This is a genomic window from Dyadobacter luteus (assembly GCF_003383615.1).
GTDB lineage: Bacteria > Bacteroidota > Bacteroidia > Cytophagales > Spirosomataceae > Dyadobacter > Dyadobacter luteus.
Window position 1 is genome coordinate 101,181 of the sequence record NZ_QNUL01000016.1, and the last position, 17,061, is coordinate 118,241.

Consider the following 17,061-nt stretch of genomic DNA (forward strand, 5'->3'; position numbering starts at 1 on the left):
CAATGAGCATTTTTGGAGCGAGCGTAACGCAGTCAGAGAACATTATGGACGGACTCTAAGTAATAATTTTTAACTCTAAAAGGTTGATAAGAAAGCGATCCGTTGCTTACTTATCAACCTTTTGTTTTTTAATCGCTTACTGATTTTTTACAGATGAACATACTTCCCGACCTGCTCCGTCAACAACCCGGATTTGCCAATGTTATAAATACGGGCAAACCATTCCGAAAACTTGACTTCAGCGCTGCTAATACGCCACTTTTAAAGCAGGATCTGACTGACACAGATTCTTTTTCGAAGTACATTTTTGACGAAATGCTGTCGCAGGGAACCTATACAGGTGTCGGCGGATACAACGAAAACAGGGTGATTTACCTACAGCGTGCGCATTTTATGAAAGAAGAACAGAATCCGAGAAACATCCACCTTGGCGTAGATATCTGGGAAAGAGCCGGTGAACCTGTTTACACACCTTTGGATGCTGCTTTACACAGCTTCGCATTTAATAATCATTTAGGAGATTATGGCCCGACGATAATTCTGACTCATCAATTGAACGGGATAGAATTTTTCACTCTGTACGGTCATTTATCCGAAAGCAGTTTGCTCGGTTTATATGTAGGTAAAGAATTTAGGAAAGGGGAAAAAATAGGAGAGATTGGCAATTATCCTCACAATGGCGATTGGCCGCCGCATCTGCATTTTCAGATTATAGCCGATATGGGGAACCGGGAAGGAGATTTTCCGGGAGTTTGTAGTATCGGAGACAGGCTGCATTTTCTCACAACCTGTCCCGATCCCAATCTGATTTTACGTATTGATGAACTGAAGTAATTAGTTTTTCTTTTCAAGATTAGGTAAAAACCCTGTCAGTAAGCCGATCAGCGGTAAAAACGAACACACCCAGAATACATATTCTATACTCGTATTATCGGCCAGATTCCCAAGAATCGCAGATCCGATTCCCGCTATTCCAAAGGCAAATCCAAAAAACAAACCTGCAATCATCCCCACTTTACCAGGAATTAATTCCTGCGCATAGACCAAAATTGCGGAGAAAGCTGATGATAGCACCAGACCGATGATAATACTTAATGCACAGGTCCAGAAAAGATTAACATAAGGTAATGCCAATGCAAAAGGCGCAACACCAAGAATAGAAATCCAGATCACATACTTACGACCAATGCGGTCACCCACAGGTCCTCCGATGAACGTACCTGCTGCTACGGCAAAAAGGAAAGCGAACAGATACATCTGAGAACTTTGAATTGATACGTGAAATTTATCAATCAGATAAAATGTGAAGTAGCTGGAAAGACTGGCCATATAGATGTACTTCGAAAAAATAAGCAACAGTAGAATCGAAAGCGACCAGATTACCTTGCCCTTCGATAATTGTAGTGCACCGCTACCGCCGTCCGCAGACACCCTCTTTTTCTTGATCCGGTTCATGTTGTTTTTGTACCAACCACCTACTCGCGACAGGATGACAATGGCAAGCAACGCCACAAGGGAGAACCAGATGATTTGGAATCGTCCGTAAGGCAACAAAATCAAAGCAGCAAGCAGAGGACCTAATGAACTGCCCGCATTACCTCCTACCTGAAACAAAGACTGTGCCATACCGTGCCGTCCTCCGGAAGCCATGTGTGCAATACGGGAAGCTTCAGGATGGAAAATAGCGGATCCGACGCCGATTAACGCCACGGACATCAATACCAGATAAAAACTGGTAGCCAGCGACAATGATACCAACCCCAGAAGTGTGAAACACATACCAACGGCCAGTGCATATGGCTGAGGTTTTTTATCGGTGTATAGCCCTACCAAAGGCTGTAAAACCGAGGCACTGATCTGAAAGGTAAATGTGATTAAACCGATTTGTGAAAAGCTTAGCTGAAACGAATCCTTTACCATCGGATAAATAGACGGGATCAGCGATTGCATTGTATCATTGAGCAAGTGAGAAAAACTCAATGCCAGTAGGATTGGAAAAACGGTTTGCTGCGCATCAGCAACAGGAACAGAAATTGTGCTGCCTGATTGTGGTTCAATTGTTTTCATATTATCAAAATTGCAAGATTCATTTTACAGAGGCTGACCCGTGATTTTGGCTGCCCACTCCCAGGCTTTGGCGGGCTCCTGAGCTACAATACTTTGCAATAACGCCTCATGCATATGCTGTGTGTTTACGAAGCTTTCTGTATTGATATACAATTCCAGAAAATAGCTTTGGAGGTGCTCAGCTATCGTTTTATATAGTTCAAGAAGAAATTCACTTTTAGCAGCAAATGCAATACTCAGGTGGAAATTGATGTCTGCCTGAATACATTTGTCGGGTATATTGGCAAGCGCCATTTCTCCCCGCATTTTCAAGTGTGTACCAATCACTTTGATATCCTCATCCGAACGATTTCCTGCCGCCTTTTCCGCAATTTTCAGTTCAATCAACTGTCTGATCTCATTGAGTTCCAACCCTTTTGCACGTAATACTCTTTCCGATAAGGACTCATCCAATGTTGGCCGCACTTTTTCAACGAATGTTCCCAATCCCTGCTGAACACGCACAAGCCCTGTTTGTGACAAGTTGCGGATGGCTTCCCGTACAGTAGATCTGCCCACTCCAAACATCGCCATCAGTTCCGGCTCTGTCGGTAGCTTCTCTCCCACAGCAAACTCTCCGTCCGAAATTTTCTGAACCAATCGGGCTGCAAGTTCATCAGCCAGATTGCGTTTTTTTATCAACATAACCAATTCATCATATCATCTGATGTTTCAAAATTAAATGATTCTCTCGAAATCAGAATCATTTTTCGGAAAATTACTTTTTATGAATGACAGTCGCCGCAGATTGAGCGCCTGCCAGAATCGTAAGGTCAGCTATTGTTACACGTGCCGGCGCATTGATGGCATAAAGAATAGCATCCGCAATATCACTGGCCTGTAAAGGTTCAAACCCCTGATACACTTTATCAGCGCGGCCTTCATCCCCTTTGAAACGTACTAATGAAAATTCGGTCTCCACCGCGCCCGGAGCTACATTGGTTACCTTAATCCCATGCTGGGTAAGTTCAAGCCGCATACCTTCGCTCAACACTTCTACAGCTGCTTTGGAAGCACAATAAACAGCCCCGTTTACGTAGGTCTGTTTACCGGCAATGGAACTAATATTAACAATATGCCCTTTTCCTCTTTCCAACATCAGCGGAATGACAGCTTTAGAAACGTACAGAAGACCTTTCACATTCCCATCGATCATAGCATCCCAGTCATCGGTATCGCCCTCGTCCAATGTTCCTAATCCGTGTGCATTACCAGCATTATTGATCAGAATATCAATGTTTTTCCAATGGTCGGGTAAGGACCCGATCATGGCTTGCACAGAACCTTTGTCACGAACATCAAAAAGGAGTGTCGTTACATTCACTTTTTCAGACAAACTTCCCGCCACTTCGTCCAACCGTTCCTGACGGCGCCCGCACAAAATAAGATCTATTCCTGATGCTGCAAATGCTTCAGCAGTTGCTTTTCCAATCCCGGAGGTTGCTCCGGTAATCAATGCGATACGCGACATTTTTAATTGTTAATGCTTTATTGTGAATTGTTATGCTGCCCTCATTCCACCGCCTCTATCACATTCTTCAATTATTAATCACAGGCCTACTTCTCTTTACCTTTCACTGTATTGAGGCTACTGAAATCACCTGCTTCCAATTGGCTTGCCTCACCAAACAATTGCAGCGCTTTCACATACACATTGTCTGTGGGATTAAGAACCTGGAACACTTCATTATTCAAACCTGACTTTTGCTTTCTGCCATACACGTAGCGCCCGATGATAGCTTTCGTCTGGGAAACAATAACAGGCTTTGAAATTTTAAGTTCTTTATCATTCGGCTTGATACCCGCCTTGGAAGCATCTTTTACGAGCTCCGCCAGCATTGTATCTGTCACATCAAAAGAAGCAAGGAAATTATTGAAAGTTTGCTTCTCAAGCTTTTTAGAATTTTCATTGGCATACCTCAGCGCATACTCCCTGATAATATTTTTGGAATAAAGCTCAAATAAATATTTGCTGTTGGTCAGCGTGTCACGAGGCACAAAAATATCAGGGGTAATACCGCCGCCGCCATATACCGTCCGACCTCCGTCAGTTTTATATACCTTACTTTTATCAAATTTAATACTATCTGCAAAAAACAACTCTCCGCTTTCATATCTGTGCGACAGATCCTGACTGTAATCTTCACCTTTTCCCATCTCGTAAGGCTTTTGAATACTGCGTCCGCTTGGTGTGAAATAACGTGATATAGTCAAACGAAGCTCTGAATTATCTGAAAGTTTGATTGGCATTTGTACCAGTCCTTTTCCATAGGACCTCCGACCTACTACAAGTGCACGGTCATGATCCTGCAATGCGCCTGCCAATATCTCCGAAGCAGAAGCACTTCCCTCATCTACCAGCACAATTACCGGCCCTTGTTCAAAAGCGCCCTGCACGTGTGAGCGTGTTTTTCTATCAAAACGACTGTCTTTACCTTCTGTATATACCAAAAGCTTATCTCCGGCAATGAATTCGTCGGCCATACTGGTAGCACGTTCCATATAGCCTCCGGGATTTCCTCTGAGATCGAGAATCAATTTTTTCAAACCATCGGATTTCAACGTAGAAAGCGCAGATTTGAATTCATCAAAAGTGGTTTCCGAGAACCTGCTCACCTTAATATAGCCAATCTCTTTATCCACCATATAAGCTGCATCTACCGAATAAGTTGGGATACGGTCTCTCAAAACGGCGAAGTTCATTTTATCCTTCAGCCCTACCCTTTCAATAGCCAAATCCACTTTAGAACCTCTTTTCCCCCTTAATAACTTATAAACCTGCGCATTGGTAACGCCGGGACCGGACAATTTCTCTTTGTTGACAGTCAGAATACGGTCACCACTCTGGATACCCGCAGCTTCCGATGGCCCACCGCTGAGTGGGGTAACTACGTATACGGTATCGTTGTAAATGTTGAACTCAACCCCAATCCCATCAAACCCTGATTCCAGTTGCGATCTTGCAGCCGTGGCTTCTTCTGAATTGAAGTAAGAAGTATGCGGATCAAGCTTTTCCAGCATTTTCGAAATGGAATAATCTACAAGTTCCTGTGTATTAACGGAGTCCACATAGTTATTTTCAATATACATCAGTACTTCCCTGAACTTGGCAGAATTCTTGGCTACATCCGTCAGACTTTTACCTCCGCTGAAAAACGTACTACCGATCAGCATTCCGGCAGCCAGCGTCAATCCGATAATAATGGGAAGCTTTACCACGGAACGGGAATTTCGAATGGGTGCCTGAGGTGTATCCTGATTCATGGGATTGTTGAGATTGATATATCGGGATGATAACTATAACAGTGTCAATATAATTTAACGTGAAGTAAGGAATTTTGATTGCGTAATGCAATTGAAATCACTTATATGTGATAGCAACACAATCAAAAGCAATTTGATTTCTCCCACCACGTTTTTCAGACAAATTCTTTCAGCGAGTCAGGATTTCGCATCGTATCGGGGTTCACTACCTTGCCAGGATCCATACCCATCAGTATTTTCTTCACAGGTGCTTCCATTTTTTTCCCACTGATAGTATAGGGAATATCCCTTACCTGCTCAATCGTGTCAGGTACATGCCTTGGACTATACTGTGTGCGAAGTAACTGTTTGATATCCGATTTCAGCTCCTCTGTCAATTGCTTATCAGCATTAAGCACCACAAACAAAGAAATTACTCCACTGCCATTCTCTTTTTCGAGATACACTGCAAGACTGTCTTTTACACCCGGAACGCTTTCTACCGCGCTGTAAATTTCGGCAGTACCTATTCTTACCCCATCTCTGTTCAGCGTTGCATCGGACCTCCCATAAATCACAACGGATTGGCGTGGTGTAATCTTAATCCAATCGCCATGTCGCCATACATGCGGAAACATTTCGTAATAGCTATCAATATAACGATCGTTGTTCTGATCTCCCCAGAAATACACAGGCATAGACGGCATAGGTTGTGTAATCACCATTTCCCCCACCTCATCTATTAACGGATTGCCAACAGAGTCGAATGCTTCCACCTTGGCTCCCAGCATTCTGCACTGAATCTCTCCTGCATATACCGGCTCCATGGGACAACCTCCCACGAAAGCACTGCAGATGTCGGTACCACCACTAAGCGATATCAGCCATATGTCCTTCTTTACGTGGGAATAAATCCAGTTAAAAGCTTCAGGAGGCAGCGGGGAACCAGTGGATCCAATTGTTTCCAAATGCCGGAGACTATTAGGCTGGATACTTACACCTGCTTTCATAGATGATAAAAAATAGGCAGCACCGCTTCCAAAATGGGTGATACGTGCTTTTTCAGCTAATGACCAAAGTGTTTGTGACGAAGGAAATGCAGGCGCTCCATCGTACAAAACTAATGTCGCACCACATAGCAAAGAGCCTAAGGCGTAATTCCACATCATCCAACCCGTAGTAGAATGCCAGAAATAGCGATCTCCCGGCTTTACATTCTGATGAAGGATCAACGCTTTCATGTGTTCGATCAGACATCCACCCGTGCTATGTGTAATTGCTTTCGGCTTTGCCGTAGTGCCGGAAGAATACAAAATCCAGATAGGATGATCAAATGAAACAGGATCAAAGTCCAGACCGTGATTGGGTATATGCAGTATATCCTCCCACAAAGTAAAACGATCCGTAGTGAGCCCGGTCTGCATATTTTTGATCAGCACAATATCCTTTAATGAGGGAAATGATGATGACAGAGACTCTATCAGCGCACCACCGTCATAGGTTTTTCCATTATACGAATACCCGTCTGCAACAAAGAGAACTTTGGGCTCAATCTGAAGAAAACGATCCACAATGGCAGATTTTCCAAAATCCGGTGAGCACGACGACCACACAGCGCCTACTGCATTTGCAGCCAGAAAAGCCACCACTGCCTGAGGCAAATTAGGAAGCACTCCTGCTACCCGATCGCCAGGCCTCACTCCTCTTTGTCTCAGCCAGGTCGAAACTGCAGCAACCTCTTTTTCCAGAGTTCCCCAGGAAATAGCGGTAAGCTCTTTTTGTTCCGATTGAAAAAGTAATGCAGGTCTATCTTTAGTTTTATTTCGAAAGATATGTTCGGCATAATTCAGTTTGGAGCGCGTAAACCAGCGCGTTCCTATCATACCAGACTTGGGTTTTTGAATTACTTCAAGATAAACTTCGTGTGATTTAATGTTAAAGAAATGCCAGAGGCTTTCCCAAAAGTCCTCCAGATCAGTAACCGACCAGTCCCATAGTTCTTTATAAGATCGGAAATAAAGTCCCTTTTTTACGAAAAGCCAATCTATATATTTTTTCAGGTTCGACTGCTCTGTAAGCGCCTTCCCCGGCTTCCAGAGCGGAGCGGTTTGTATTTCTGCTGACATATTCTATTGTTGAAGGTATAGGTTTATAACATCAGCCTTCAAAAATGAAACTCGCTCAGAAGATTAATATCTTCACAAGTAGCTGACGTAATTCTTACAAATAGTCCAAAATTTTCTTTTCAGACTGATTGTATTAATAAACGTAAGTATGTTCTGTTTGACATAATATTGACCACAAATATTTACTGAAAACATTTTGTTGTATCTTTGCCTCCTAAATATTTTTTTAACTAGTACTCTGATAGTCAGATACGTCCGTTAGAGCGTTTTAGTACTCATTCGGGCAACAACGGTTGCCGAAAGCACTGATCAATAACGCACAACATTTGTAAAGAGGAGACATAATCCAGTAGTGATACTGCATTCCTGATGAGAAACAGAAATAACAACAACAACAATTCGAGGTCGAAATCTTCGGCTTCCTCTAACTCCGGCGGCAACAATTCATTCCGCCGCGCTTCTAACAAGCCGGAAGCTGAAAGTCGTTTCAGCAAACCATCTATCAAAAAATCAAGTCTGAGGGTTGCAAGTTCTGCTCCAACTAACGACAAACCCAAATCGTTCAGGCCACGTGCTTTCGAAAAAGGTGACGGTTTCACCGACTTCCAGAATCAAAATAGTAAACCAGGTTTTGACAAACCAAGATCTGAACGCCCGAGATTCCCAAAGGCGGGAACAGACAAGCCTCGTTTCTCAGAGAACAGGGATTTCAGACGCGATAATACAGATAAACCTTCATTCGGAGATAACCGCAGTGAAAGACCGCGTTTTTCAGAAAGACCTGAGCGGGAATCAAGACCAAGAACAGAAGCACCATCCGGTCGATCTTTCAAACCAGGTTTTGATCAACGCGATAGCGAATTCCGTAGCTTCAAAAAAGACACGGATCGCGGTGCTTCCAACAGAAGTGAAAGAACATCGACAGGCAGAAGTGAGAAACCCTCTTTTAAAAAAAAAGATGAGCCGGTAATTTCTGAACAAGAGGCTATTGAGGAAGCGGCTAACCGCAGAGTAGGAAAATTTGAAACTGCTCCTAATTATCGTTTAGAGCAATTTGATAAAAAATCCGGATCAAAAAAGAAGGTAGAAGAGTCAGGAGAAAGACGTCTTAACCGATACATTGCCAATGCAGGAATTTGCTCCCGCCGCGAGGCAGATGAGCTTATTTCATCAGGTCAGATTTCAGTAAATGGAAAAATCATAACCGAAATGGGCTATAAGGTTTCCAATGATGATGTCGTGAAGTTTGGCAAGAAAAAATTAAACCCCGAAAAGTTCGTATATATTCTGATTAACAAACCGAAGGATTATATCACTACAACTGATGATCCGGAAGAAAGAAAAACTGTACTGGACCTGATCAAGGGTGCATGTTTTGAACGCGTGTATCCGGTCGGACGTCTTGACAGAAATACGACAGGCCTGTTGCTGATGACAAACGATGGTGAACTTGCGAAGAAACTGACACATCCATCCAGCGAAATCAGAAAGATTTATCAGGCTGAACTTGATAAGCCTATTACAACAGAAGATTTTGAAAAACTACAGGCGGGACTAAACCTAGAAGACGGATTTATCAGACCCGACGAAGCAGGATTGGTTACACCGGATGCGATGGTGGTTGGCCTTGAAATCCATAGCGGCCGTAATCGTATTGTACGTCGTATGTTTGAACACCTTGGTTATACTGTTCAAAAACTGGATCGTACGGTTTTCGCAGGATTGGATAAAAAAGATCTTCCTCGTGGCAAATGGAGATTCCTTGCAGAGAAAGAAGTCGTAAGACTTAAATACATGATGTAAGTCTTACAGAGCTATAGTAAAAAAAATCGGACTGGTCAGAGTTTCTGACCAGTCCGATTTTTTTATTGTCTTTTCCTATAACTACAGACGGAATCCGAAAGTAAACACATCATAAGGCGCATCCGGATATAACCCTTCAAATTGCACCATTGCATCTTCTTTACCGGCAAGAGAAGCCTCAAATTCTTTTACAGTTCTTACCGTTTTTCCATTCACTTTGGTAATAATAAATCCTTCTTCAACACCTCTGGAGCGTCCGAATTTACCACCTTCAATAGAAAGTACTTTCACGCCACCTTCCACTTTATATCTTGCCAATCTGGATTTTTCCTGATCCGACAGGTTTCCAAACTGTGCACCCAAAGCAGCCATTACAGAAGCACTTTCATCTTTTTTGATAATATCAGAACCACCCGTACGGTTTCTCAATGTTACCGCAAGATCTTTCTCTTTACCATCACGGTTTACAGTAAGATTCACCTTATCACCAGGTTTACGCAAACCAATTGCTTGCTGAAGTTCAGGAACTGAGTGAATATCAACACCGTCCACTTTCACAATAACATCACCTTTCTGAGCACCACCAGCTTGTCCGGCACTGTTCTCAGTGAAATCACGAACGTAAACACCGTCATTCACTTTCACACCGTACTCCTCCGCTTTTTTGCTGTCCAGCTCATCCAGGAAAATACCAAGGTAACCTCTCTGTACATTACCAAACTTGATGATATCACCGGATACTTTTTTCACAATACTGGATGGAACAGCAAATGCATACCCAGCAAAGCTACCAGTTGGACTTGCAATGGCAGTATTAATACCGATCAGTTCACCTTTCAGGTTTACCAACGCCCCACCACTGTTTCCAGGATTCACAACGGCATCTGTCTGAATAAAAGACTCCAGGGGTGTATCCCCCGCAGTAGCAGCTGCCGGAGTCACTCCGTTACGACGGCTTGACTGGCCAATAATACCCAATCCACGTCCCTTCGCGCTGATAATACCTGCTGTTACAGTCGATTCAAGATTGAAAGGGTTACCTACAGCAACCACCCATTCTCCAACTTTTACTGCATCAGAGCTACCCAAAGTGATAGCAGGAAGATTTTTCGATTCGATCTTGATCACTGCAATGTCAGTAGAAGGGTCCGTTCCGATTATTTTAGCGCGGAATTTACCTTTATTATGCAGCGTAACCTCTACTTCCTGAGCGCCTTCCACAACGTGGTTATTGGTTACAATATATCCATCTGAAGAGATGATCACACCGGAACCAGAAGCCTCCTGTGGCTGAGATCTGCCTCCCCCTCCGAAGTCACCACCGAATCCTCCTCCGAAGAAATCTCTGAACATTTCCTCCATATCTCCTCCACCACGGCGGCTTCCACCTCTTGCCGTTTGTGTAACAGTTGACTTAATATGCACTACTGTAGGAGTGGTTGCTTCCGCAGCATAAACAAAGTCTCCGGGTGCACCGGCAGGAGCACCTGCAGAAGTAAAGCGCGCAATAGATTCACCCGGCGCCTCCTTGATAATTACATCTGTACCATTATTTGTTCCTAACAGCTTAAAGCCGGCAAGGGTTGATGCACTGGAAATCAACCCAACCAACACCAAGCTTTTCCAATTTGTTTTCATATACTCTGTTGGGGTTTTATATTATGAACTGATAACGCAAAGCAGGGAGTAATCTATTCCCTTACAAAAAGCTTTTAACATAATTTAACAAAGGACAATCCTTTTAATTATTACCGATTTCCATACTTAAACGGGCATAATACTTAAAGCCCGATCCGGAACAAAAATATAAAAGGGCGTTATCTCATAAAATAACGCCCTCTCAAAATTAGAAGTTTTTAAGCAATCTCAATCTCTCTTGCAGGCTTATCTTTCGCTTCTTCACGTTTTGGCAAGCTTACTGTCAGGATACCATCTGCATAGGTAGCGCCGATCTTTTCACCATCTACTGTGTTAGGCAGCGTGAAAGTCCGCTGAAACGAAGCATACTTAAACTCCCTGCGTGTATATTTTTCATTCTCATTTTCAGTTACGTTCTGCTCTTTAGAAGCCGAGATTGTCAACTGATTTTTATCCAGATTCAATTTAAAGTCCGCTTTTCCGAGGCCCGGGGCAGCTACTTCAATCTTAAAGCCTTCAACTCCTTCCAATACATTTACTGCAGGAACGCTTCCTGAGAATACAGGATTATACAGTTCATTAAATAAATCTTTTCCAAAGAAACCATTGAAGTGTTTGGGTGCGAATTGGGTTTTTACTAATGTGCTCATTTTTGCTATGTTTTAATGTTTTTGATTTTTGATTCAAGTATCGTTCAGATACGCATTCAACCTATCAACTTCTGTTCCCAGGCAAAAGGAAGATAATTTAAATGACAAAATGTCTCTTTATTGGAAGAAATGAAAAATTATAAGACAAAATGGCACAATCAATGCATTAACTCCCCGACATAATGAACTCACGGAGTCCGAAACAAAAGCATAGAAAAGCGGAATGTTTTTTAGAGTTGTGTATAAAATGCAAAAACCTCAACCTGAAAAGGCAGAGGCAGCAATATTGAAAATAGGTAAAAAATCTTATCTCAACTCTAACAGCGCACAAGCTTGTTCTGAGGCAGACTGTTCCGCTTTTTTCTTGGTGAAACCATTTCCAACAGCAAACGGCTCATCATTCACCAGTATCTGGGAAATGAATTCGCGGTGGTGACGTGTTCCTCTTTCTTCAAGTATTTCGAAGCGAATTTCCTTGCCTTCCCGCTGAGCCCATTCGATGATAAGACTCTTGAAGTTCACATTATTTTGGATAATACTATCCAGATCGTAATGTGTGATGAGTTTACTGATTATAAAAGTTCGTGTGAACCTAAATCCTTTATCCAGATAAATGGCACCCACGAATGCTTCCAGTGCATCGCCATACATAGACGAGCGGGGAGACATTCCCCTACGGTTTCCATCATACTCAATCAGATGATCCAGCCCCAGTTTACGCGAGATCTGGTTCAACGACTCGCGATTAACGATCCGTGAACGGATTTCGGTAAGAAAACCTTCGTCTTTATAAGGATATTTAGTAAAAAGGAACTCGGCTACTACCATACCCAAAACCGCATCACCCAGGTATTCGAGCCTCTCATTGGACTCCCGAAAACCTTTGATGGCTGTTTCCCTGGAAGCAGAAGTATGCCTGAAAGCGAGTTGATAAACGCCCAGATTAGACGGACGGTCACCAATCACATGTGCAATCGATTCTTTAAATTTTTTATCCTCAGCACTTCCGGTTCTGAAAAGAGAAAGTATCGGTATAAGAATTCGCTTTGCCAAGTTCTAGTTTTTAATCTCCCTCGTACTTTTTGAAAATGACAGAAGCGTTATGTCCGCCAAAACCAAAAGTATTACTTAAGGCAATCTTCACCTCACGTTTCTGGGCTTTGTTAAAGGTAAGATTCAGACGAGGATTAATTTCAGGATCGTCTGTAAAGTGGTTGATTGTAGGAGGAATAATCTGATCACGAATCGCAAGGATACATGCGGCAGCTTCAATGGCTCCGGCACCTCCCAGTAAATGACCCGTCATAGATTTCGTAGAGCTGATATTCATTTTGTATGCATGCTCTCCAAAGAACTTCTCAATGGCCTTGATTTCCTGTGGATCACCAATCGGAGTCGATGTCCCGTGGGTATTGATATAATCAATTTCCTCAGGCCTAATTCCTGCGTTTTCGACAGTATTTTTCATCACCATATATGCGCCTCTCCCTTCAGGATGAGGAGCAGTAATGTGATATGCATCAGATGACATACCGCCACCGATCATTTCAGCGTAAATTTTGGCACCGCGTGCTTTCGCGTGCTCGTATTCCTCCAGAATCAACGCCGCACCACCTTCTCCCAACACAAAACCGTCACGGTCTTTGTCGTAAGGGCGGGAAGCTGTTTCCGGAGAATCATTCCTTTCCGAAAGTGCTTTCAGCGCGTTAAATCCTCCCATACCTGCATTGGTAACAGCCGCTTCTGATCCTCCTGAAATGCAGACGTTCATCATACCCAGACGGATATAGTTGAAAGCATCTATCAAAGCGTTGGTAGCTGAAGCGCAAGCTGAAACTGTAATGAAAGTAGGCCCCCGGAATCCATAGCGGATAGAAATAACGCCTGACGCACTGTCAGCAATCATTTTCGGGATAAAGAAAGGATTAAAGCGGGGATTTCTACCGCCTTCAGAAAAGTTTAAAACCTCATCTTCAAATGTCTTCAATCCACCAATACCAGATCCCCAAATTACACCGGCTTTGTCAAGATCAAGCTTATCTGTGTCAAAGCCGGCGTCCTTCATTGCTTCGTCAGAAGCAATAACGGCATACTGGGTGAATGGATCCATTTTACGGGCTTCCTGCCGAGGTATGTAATCATTGATATCCAGTCCCTTTACCTCACAGGCAAATCGGGTACGAAACTTTTCTGCATCGAACCTGGTAATAGGCGCAGCTCCGCTGACACCAGCCACCAAATTTTTCCAAAAAGTAGGAACATCATTACCAACAGGCGTTAATGCGCCCATTCCTGTGATTACAACTCGCTTAAAACTCATAAAATAAAGGACAGAAAGAAGATGATACTATAAAAGAAAAATGAATTACTTCACGTTTTCTTCAAGGTATGCAACAGCCTGACCAACTGTACCAATGTTTTCTGCTTGATCGTCAGGAATAGAAAGGTTAAATTCTTTCTCGAATTCCATAATCAATTCAACGGTATCTAGAGAGTCCGCTCCCAAGTCGTTCTGGAAGTTTGCTTCTGGCGTAACCTCCGACTCTTCTACGCCGAGTTTTTCGACGATAATTTGCTTAACTCTTTCTGCAATTGCTGACATTTTATAAACACTTTTTGGTTAAAATCGCAACAAAGAAAGATATTTCAGTTCACTTTGTCAAAATTTTTTTAGTCGTTTAAATTTATTGCCCTCCGAACCCGGAATTTTAAAAAAACAGAAAATCAGTTGATTGTACTTATACGTTTCAATAAAAATGTCAATCGCATAGAGAACATTAGGGATAACTGTACATTCGCAGAACTTTAGATTTTACCAGATTTACACCGACATGATTAACATACCGAAATTAAAAAATACAGATTCTCAGATGTTTTTCCTCATGGCCGGCCCCTGTGCCATAGAAGGACGGGATATGGCGTTACGTATTGCAGAACACATTGTTACGGTTACCGACCGCCTCAAAATCCCATACATTTTCAAAGGATCATATAGAAAGGCCAACAGAACAAAAATTGATTCCTTTACCGGGATCGGTGATGAAAAAGCCCTTAAAATCCTGCGCGAGGTGAGCGAAACTTTCGGAGTACCAACTGTTACGGATATCCACGAATCGCATGAAGCAGCACTGGCAGCAGAGTATGTGGATGTTTTACAGATCCCTGCTTTTCTTTGCCGACAAACCGAATTACTTACCGCAGCTGCACGTACCGGCAAAGCAGTAAATGTAAAAAAAGGACAGTTTTTGTCTGGCGCTTCCATGAAATTTGCCGCTGAAAAAATCAATGAAGTAAATCCCGATGCTCAGGTGCTGCTTACCGACCGCGGTAACAGTTTCGGATATGGCGACCTGATCGTCGATTACCGCAACTTGCCAGAAATGCAGGAATTCGGCGTTCCGGTAATTATGGATTGTACGCATTCGCTACAGCAACCCAACCAAAGTTCAGGTGTGACTGGCGGCAAACCAAAACTGATCGAAACCATTGCGAAGGCGGCTATCGCCGTAGGTGCAGACGGCCTATTTATTGAAACACACTTTAATCCTGCCGAAGCAAAATCAGATGGTGCAAATATGCTTCCACTGGATCAGCTCGAAGGGCTATTGGAAAGATTGGCACACGTTAGACAGGCTATTCTATGACCCGTCTCTCTCTTCCCGGGCAGGCAAGCCAATATCTTAGTCATTTCGCCGGATCTCTTCGCAAGTTGAGATCCGGTTGCTGTATATTGGTTTTGTTTTGGTGTACCACTCCTTTTGACGTGACTGCCCAGTCGGCCGACTCGACGCGATTATGGGTAGTAAAACCGATGGACGTAATACCGCCGGTTTCACTTGCATTAGCCGGATTGGTAACACAAGGCAAGATCAGCCGGCATCTTCAGCGAAATGTGGTCAGCAATTATCCAAACTTCAGAACACATGTGGACGATTATCTTCCTTATGCACCGGGAGTAGTGAGTTTAAGTCTGGCGGCTTCCGGAGTAAAAGGAAAACATAAACTGGGAGATCAACTGATATTAGCATTACTATCCAACGTGATTGCGCAGGGCGTCACACAAAGCCTGAAACGTGTTATCGCTTATCCCAGACCCAATGGCGAAGACAACCATTCCTTCCCATCCGGTCATGCTACTACTGCATTCACTAATGCTACATTACTTCACGAAGAATACGGACACAGAAGTCCACTATATAGTATTGGCGGCTATGGAACTGCCACTGCTGTAGGCGCAATGCGCGTTTTGAACAACAAACACTGGCTGGCCGATGTACTGATGGGTGCAGGTGTAGGCATCGGTGCAACCAAAGTGCTGTATATCAGTTACCCGTGGATGCAACAAACTGTACGTCGGATGAAACATTAATTGAGCTATTATTCCGATTTTATCAGAAAGCTGATTATTTTGAAATGCTGTTGACATACCGTTGTCAATGTCCTGATTTTAATTTGTCAGGATCACAAAATAATTCAACACATGCAACTCAAAACAATTGCCCCTATTCACGTTTTTTCATTTGAGACCGTCACCACACTTCGGGATCTCTCCCGCTTCGTACGTGTAGTTGTTCGTCAGTTATATAAAGATGCTATTCAGAATGATCTGGAAATAACAGGACCTGTCTATTGGGTTTACAAAGGTGCAGATGGCAATCCGGATACTCCATTTACACTTACCATTGCCCTCCCTGTTTCACAAACTGAAGAAACCATCACTAATTCTGATTTTAAATTACAAACTTTGCCCGCCTTCAGATGTATGTCATGTATACATGAAGGAGAATGGTCAAAACTCGGTGATACTTACGGCGGGATTATTTCCGAAATTCTTGTAAAAGAACCAGCTATGAACGGAGAAAACAGAGAAATTTACATCAACATGGATTTTGACCATCCAGAAAGAAACATTACAGAGGTACAGATAGGCCTCATCTGATCACATCTGCATCATTAGCTATGTCGTATTGCCATTATATCAACAATCAGGTTTCGGAACAGCCGGATTATTTACTGAATAAACATTACCACGATCATCAGTATGGGTTTCCGATTGAGGAGGATGACGAACTGTTCGGAAGATTTATACTTGAAATAAACCAGGCGGGTCTGAGCTGGACACTCATGCTCCGGAAGCAGGCCAGCTTCCGGGCATCGTATGACCAATTCTCTATCGAAAAAATCGCAGCATATGATGAATCTGATCGGGAAAGGCTGATGCAGGATGCCGGCGTTATTCGTAATAAACTAAAAATAAATGCTGCTATCGTGAACGCACAAAAGATATTGGAGCTAAGAAAAGAATTCAGAACGTTTAAGGGCTGGCTGGATGCGCACAAGTCTCTGAGTAAAGCGGAATGGATAAAGCTTTTCAAAAAAACTTTCAAATTCACAGGAGGAGAAATTGTAAACGAATTTCTGATGAGCACGGGTTATTTGCCGGGAGCGCACATCCCTGACTGCCCGATCTATAAAAGAATTCATCTGATTTAATA

16 protein-coding genes are annotated in these 17,061 nt (G+C 43.0%); 6 read left to right on the forward strand and 10 right to left on the reverse strand.

The window, feature by feature from the left end:
* Window positions 1-153 precede the first annotated feature (153 nt).
* Window positions 154-834: a peptidoglycan DD-metalloendopeptidase family protein gene (locus DSL64_RS18490; protein WP_115832403.1), complete on the forward strand. Its 681-nt coding sequence runs from the start codon at window positions 154-156 to the stop codon at window positions 832-834.
* Here DSL64_RS18490 and DSL64_RS18495 read toward each other — a convergent pair whose 3' ends face one another.
* The 5 genes from DSL64_RS18495 to DSL64_RS18515 form a co-directional block, all read right to left on the reverse strand.
* The gene (locus DSL64_RS18495; protein WP_115832404.1) at window positions 835-2,067 is read right to left on the reverse strand and encodes an MFS transporter; all 1,233 of its coding nucleotides are present in this window, start codon (window positions 2,065-2,067) and stop codon (window positions 835-837) included. It lies immediately after the preceding gene.
* 24 nt (window positions 2,068-2,091) lie between these two features.
* Window positions 2,092-2,751, reverse strand: coding sequence for a FadR/GntR family transcriptional regulator (locus tag DSL64_RS18500; protein WP_115832405.1), 660 nt, complete (start codon window positions 2,749-2,751; stop codon window positions 2,092-2,094).
* A gap of 73 nt (window positions 2,752-2,824) precedes the next feature.
* Window positions 2,825-3,577 (reverse strand): SDR family NAD(P)-dependent oxidoreductase, encoded by a 753-nt coding sequence (locus DSL64_RS18505; protein ID WP_115832406.1) that lies wholly within the window; start codon window positions 3,575-3,577, stop codon window positions 2,825-2,827.
* Window positions 3,578-3,663: 86 nt separating this feature from the next.
* Window positions 3,664-5,370: a S41 family peptidase gene (locus tag DSL64_RS18510; protein ID WP_115832407.1), complete on the reverse strand. Its 1,707-nt coding sequence runs from the start codon at window positions 5,368-5,370 to the stop codon at window positions 3,664-3,666.
* Between the two features lie 155 nt (window positions 5,371-5,525).
* The gene (locus tag DSL64_RS18515) at window positions 5,526-7,475 is read right to left on the reverse strand and encodes an acetoacetate--CoA ligase (protein WP_115832408.1); all 1,950 of its coding nucleotides are present in this window, start codon (window positions 7,473-7,475) and stop codon (window positions 5,526-5,528) included.
* A 369-nt stretch (window positions 7,476-7,844) separates the two neighbouring features.
* On the opposite strand from DSL64_RS18515, the gene DSL64_RS18520 reads away from it, so the two are divergent.
* Complete coding sequence (locus DSL64_RS18520; RefSeq protein ID WP_115832409.1) at window positions 7,845-9,278, forward strand: pseudouridine synthase; 1,434 nt, start codon at window positions 7,845-7,847, stop codon at window positions 9,276-9,278.
* Between the two features lie 81 nt (window positions 9,279-9,359).
* On the opposite strand, the gene DSL64_RS18525 is transcribed toward DSL64_RS18520, so the two are convergent.
* The 5 genes from DSL64_RS18525 to DSL64_RS18545 form a co-directional block, all read right to left on the reverse strand.
* On the reverse strand, window positions 9,360-10,916 hold the full coding sequence (locus DSL64_RS18525) for a Do family serine endopeptidase (RefSeq protein ID WP_115832410.1): 1,557 nt from the start codon (window positions 10,914-10,916) through the stop codon (window positions 9,360-9,362).
* Window positions 10,917-11,134: 218 nt separating this feature from the next.
* Complete coding sequence (locus tag DSL64_RS18530) at window positions 11,135-11,566, reverse strand: Hsp20/alpha crystallin family protein (protein WP_115832411.1); 432 nt, start codon at window positions 11,564-11,566, stop codon at window positions 11,135-11,137.
* Window positions 11,567-11,872: 306 nt separating this feature from the next.
* Window positions 11,873-12,619, reverse strand: coding sequence for a ribonuclease III (gene rnc / locus DSL64_RS18535; RefSeq protein ID WP_115832412.1), 747 nt, complete (start codon window positions 12,617-12,619; stop codon window positions 11,873-11,875).
* Window positions 12,620-12,629: 10 nt separating this feature from the next.
* Window positions 12,630-13,886, reverse strand: a complete 1,257-nt coding sequence (gene fabF, locus DSL64_RS18540; protein ID WP_115832413.1) for a beta-ketoacyl-ACP synthase II — start codon at window positions 13,884-13,886, stop codon at window positions 12,630-12,632.
* Between the two features lie 45 nt (window positions 13,887-13,931).
* Window positions 13,932-14,168, reverse strand: a complete 237-nt coding sequence (locus DSL64_RS18545) for an acyl carrier protein (RefSeq protein ID WP_015813362.1) — start codon at window positions 14,166-14,168, stop codon at window positions 13,932-13,934.
* A 229-nt stretch (window positions 14,169-14,397) separates the two neighbouring features.
* Here DSL64_RS18545 and kdsA point away from each other — a divergent pair, with 229 nt between their 5' ends.
* The 4 genes from kdsA to DSL64_RS18565 all read left to right on the forward strand — a co-directional run bounded on the left by kdsA (window position 14,398) and on the right by DSL64_RS18565 (window position 17,059).
* Window positions 14,398-15,210 carry a 3-deoxy-8-phosphooctulonate synthase gene (kdsA, locus tag DSL64_RS18550; RefSeq protein ID WP_115832414.1) on the forward strand — a complete coding sequence of 271 codons (813 nt, stop codon included), beginning with the start codon at window positions 14,398-14,400 and terminating at the stop codon, window positions 15,208-15,210.
* On the forward strand, window positions 15,207-15,935 hold the full coding sequence (locus DSL64_RS18555) for a phosphatase PAP2 family protein (RefSeq protein ID WP_115832415.1): 729 nt from the start codon (window positions 15,207-15,209) through the stop codon (window positions 15,933-15,935). Before kdsA ends, DSL64_RS18555 begins: the two co-directional genes overlap by 4 nt.
* Before the next feature lie 111 nt (window positions 15,936-16,046).
* Window positions 16,047-16,505 carry a GyrI-like domain-containing protein gene (locus DSL64_RS18560; RefSeq protein WP_115832416.1) on the forward strand — a complete coding sequence of 153 codons (459 nt, stop codon included), beginning with the start codon at window positions 16,047-16,049 and terminating at the stop codon, window positions 16,503-16,505.
* Between the two features lie 20 nt (window positions 16,506-16,525).
* Window positions 16,526-17,059 carry a DNA-3-methyladenine glycosylase I gene (locus DSL64_RS18565; protein WP_115832417.1) on the forward strand — a complete coding sequence of 178 codons (534 nt, stop codon included), beginning with the start codon at window positions 16,526-16,528 and terminating at the stop codon, window positions 17,057-17,059.
* Window positions 17,060-17,061 lie beyond the last annotated feature (2 nt).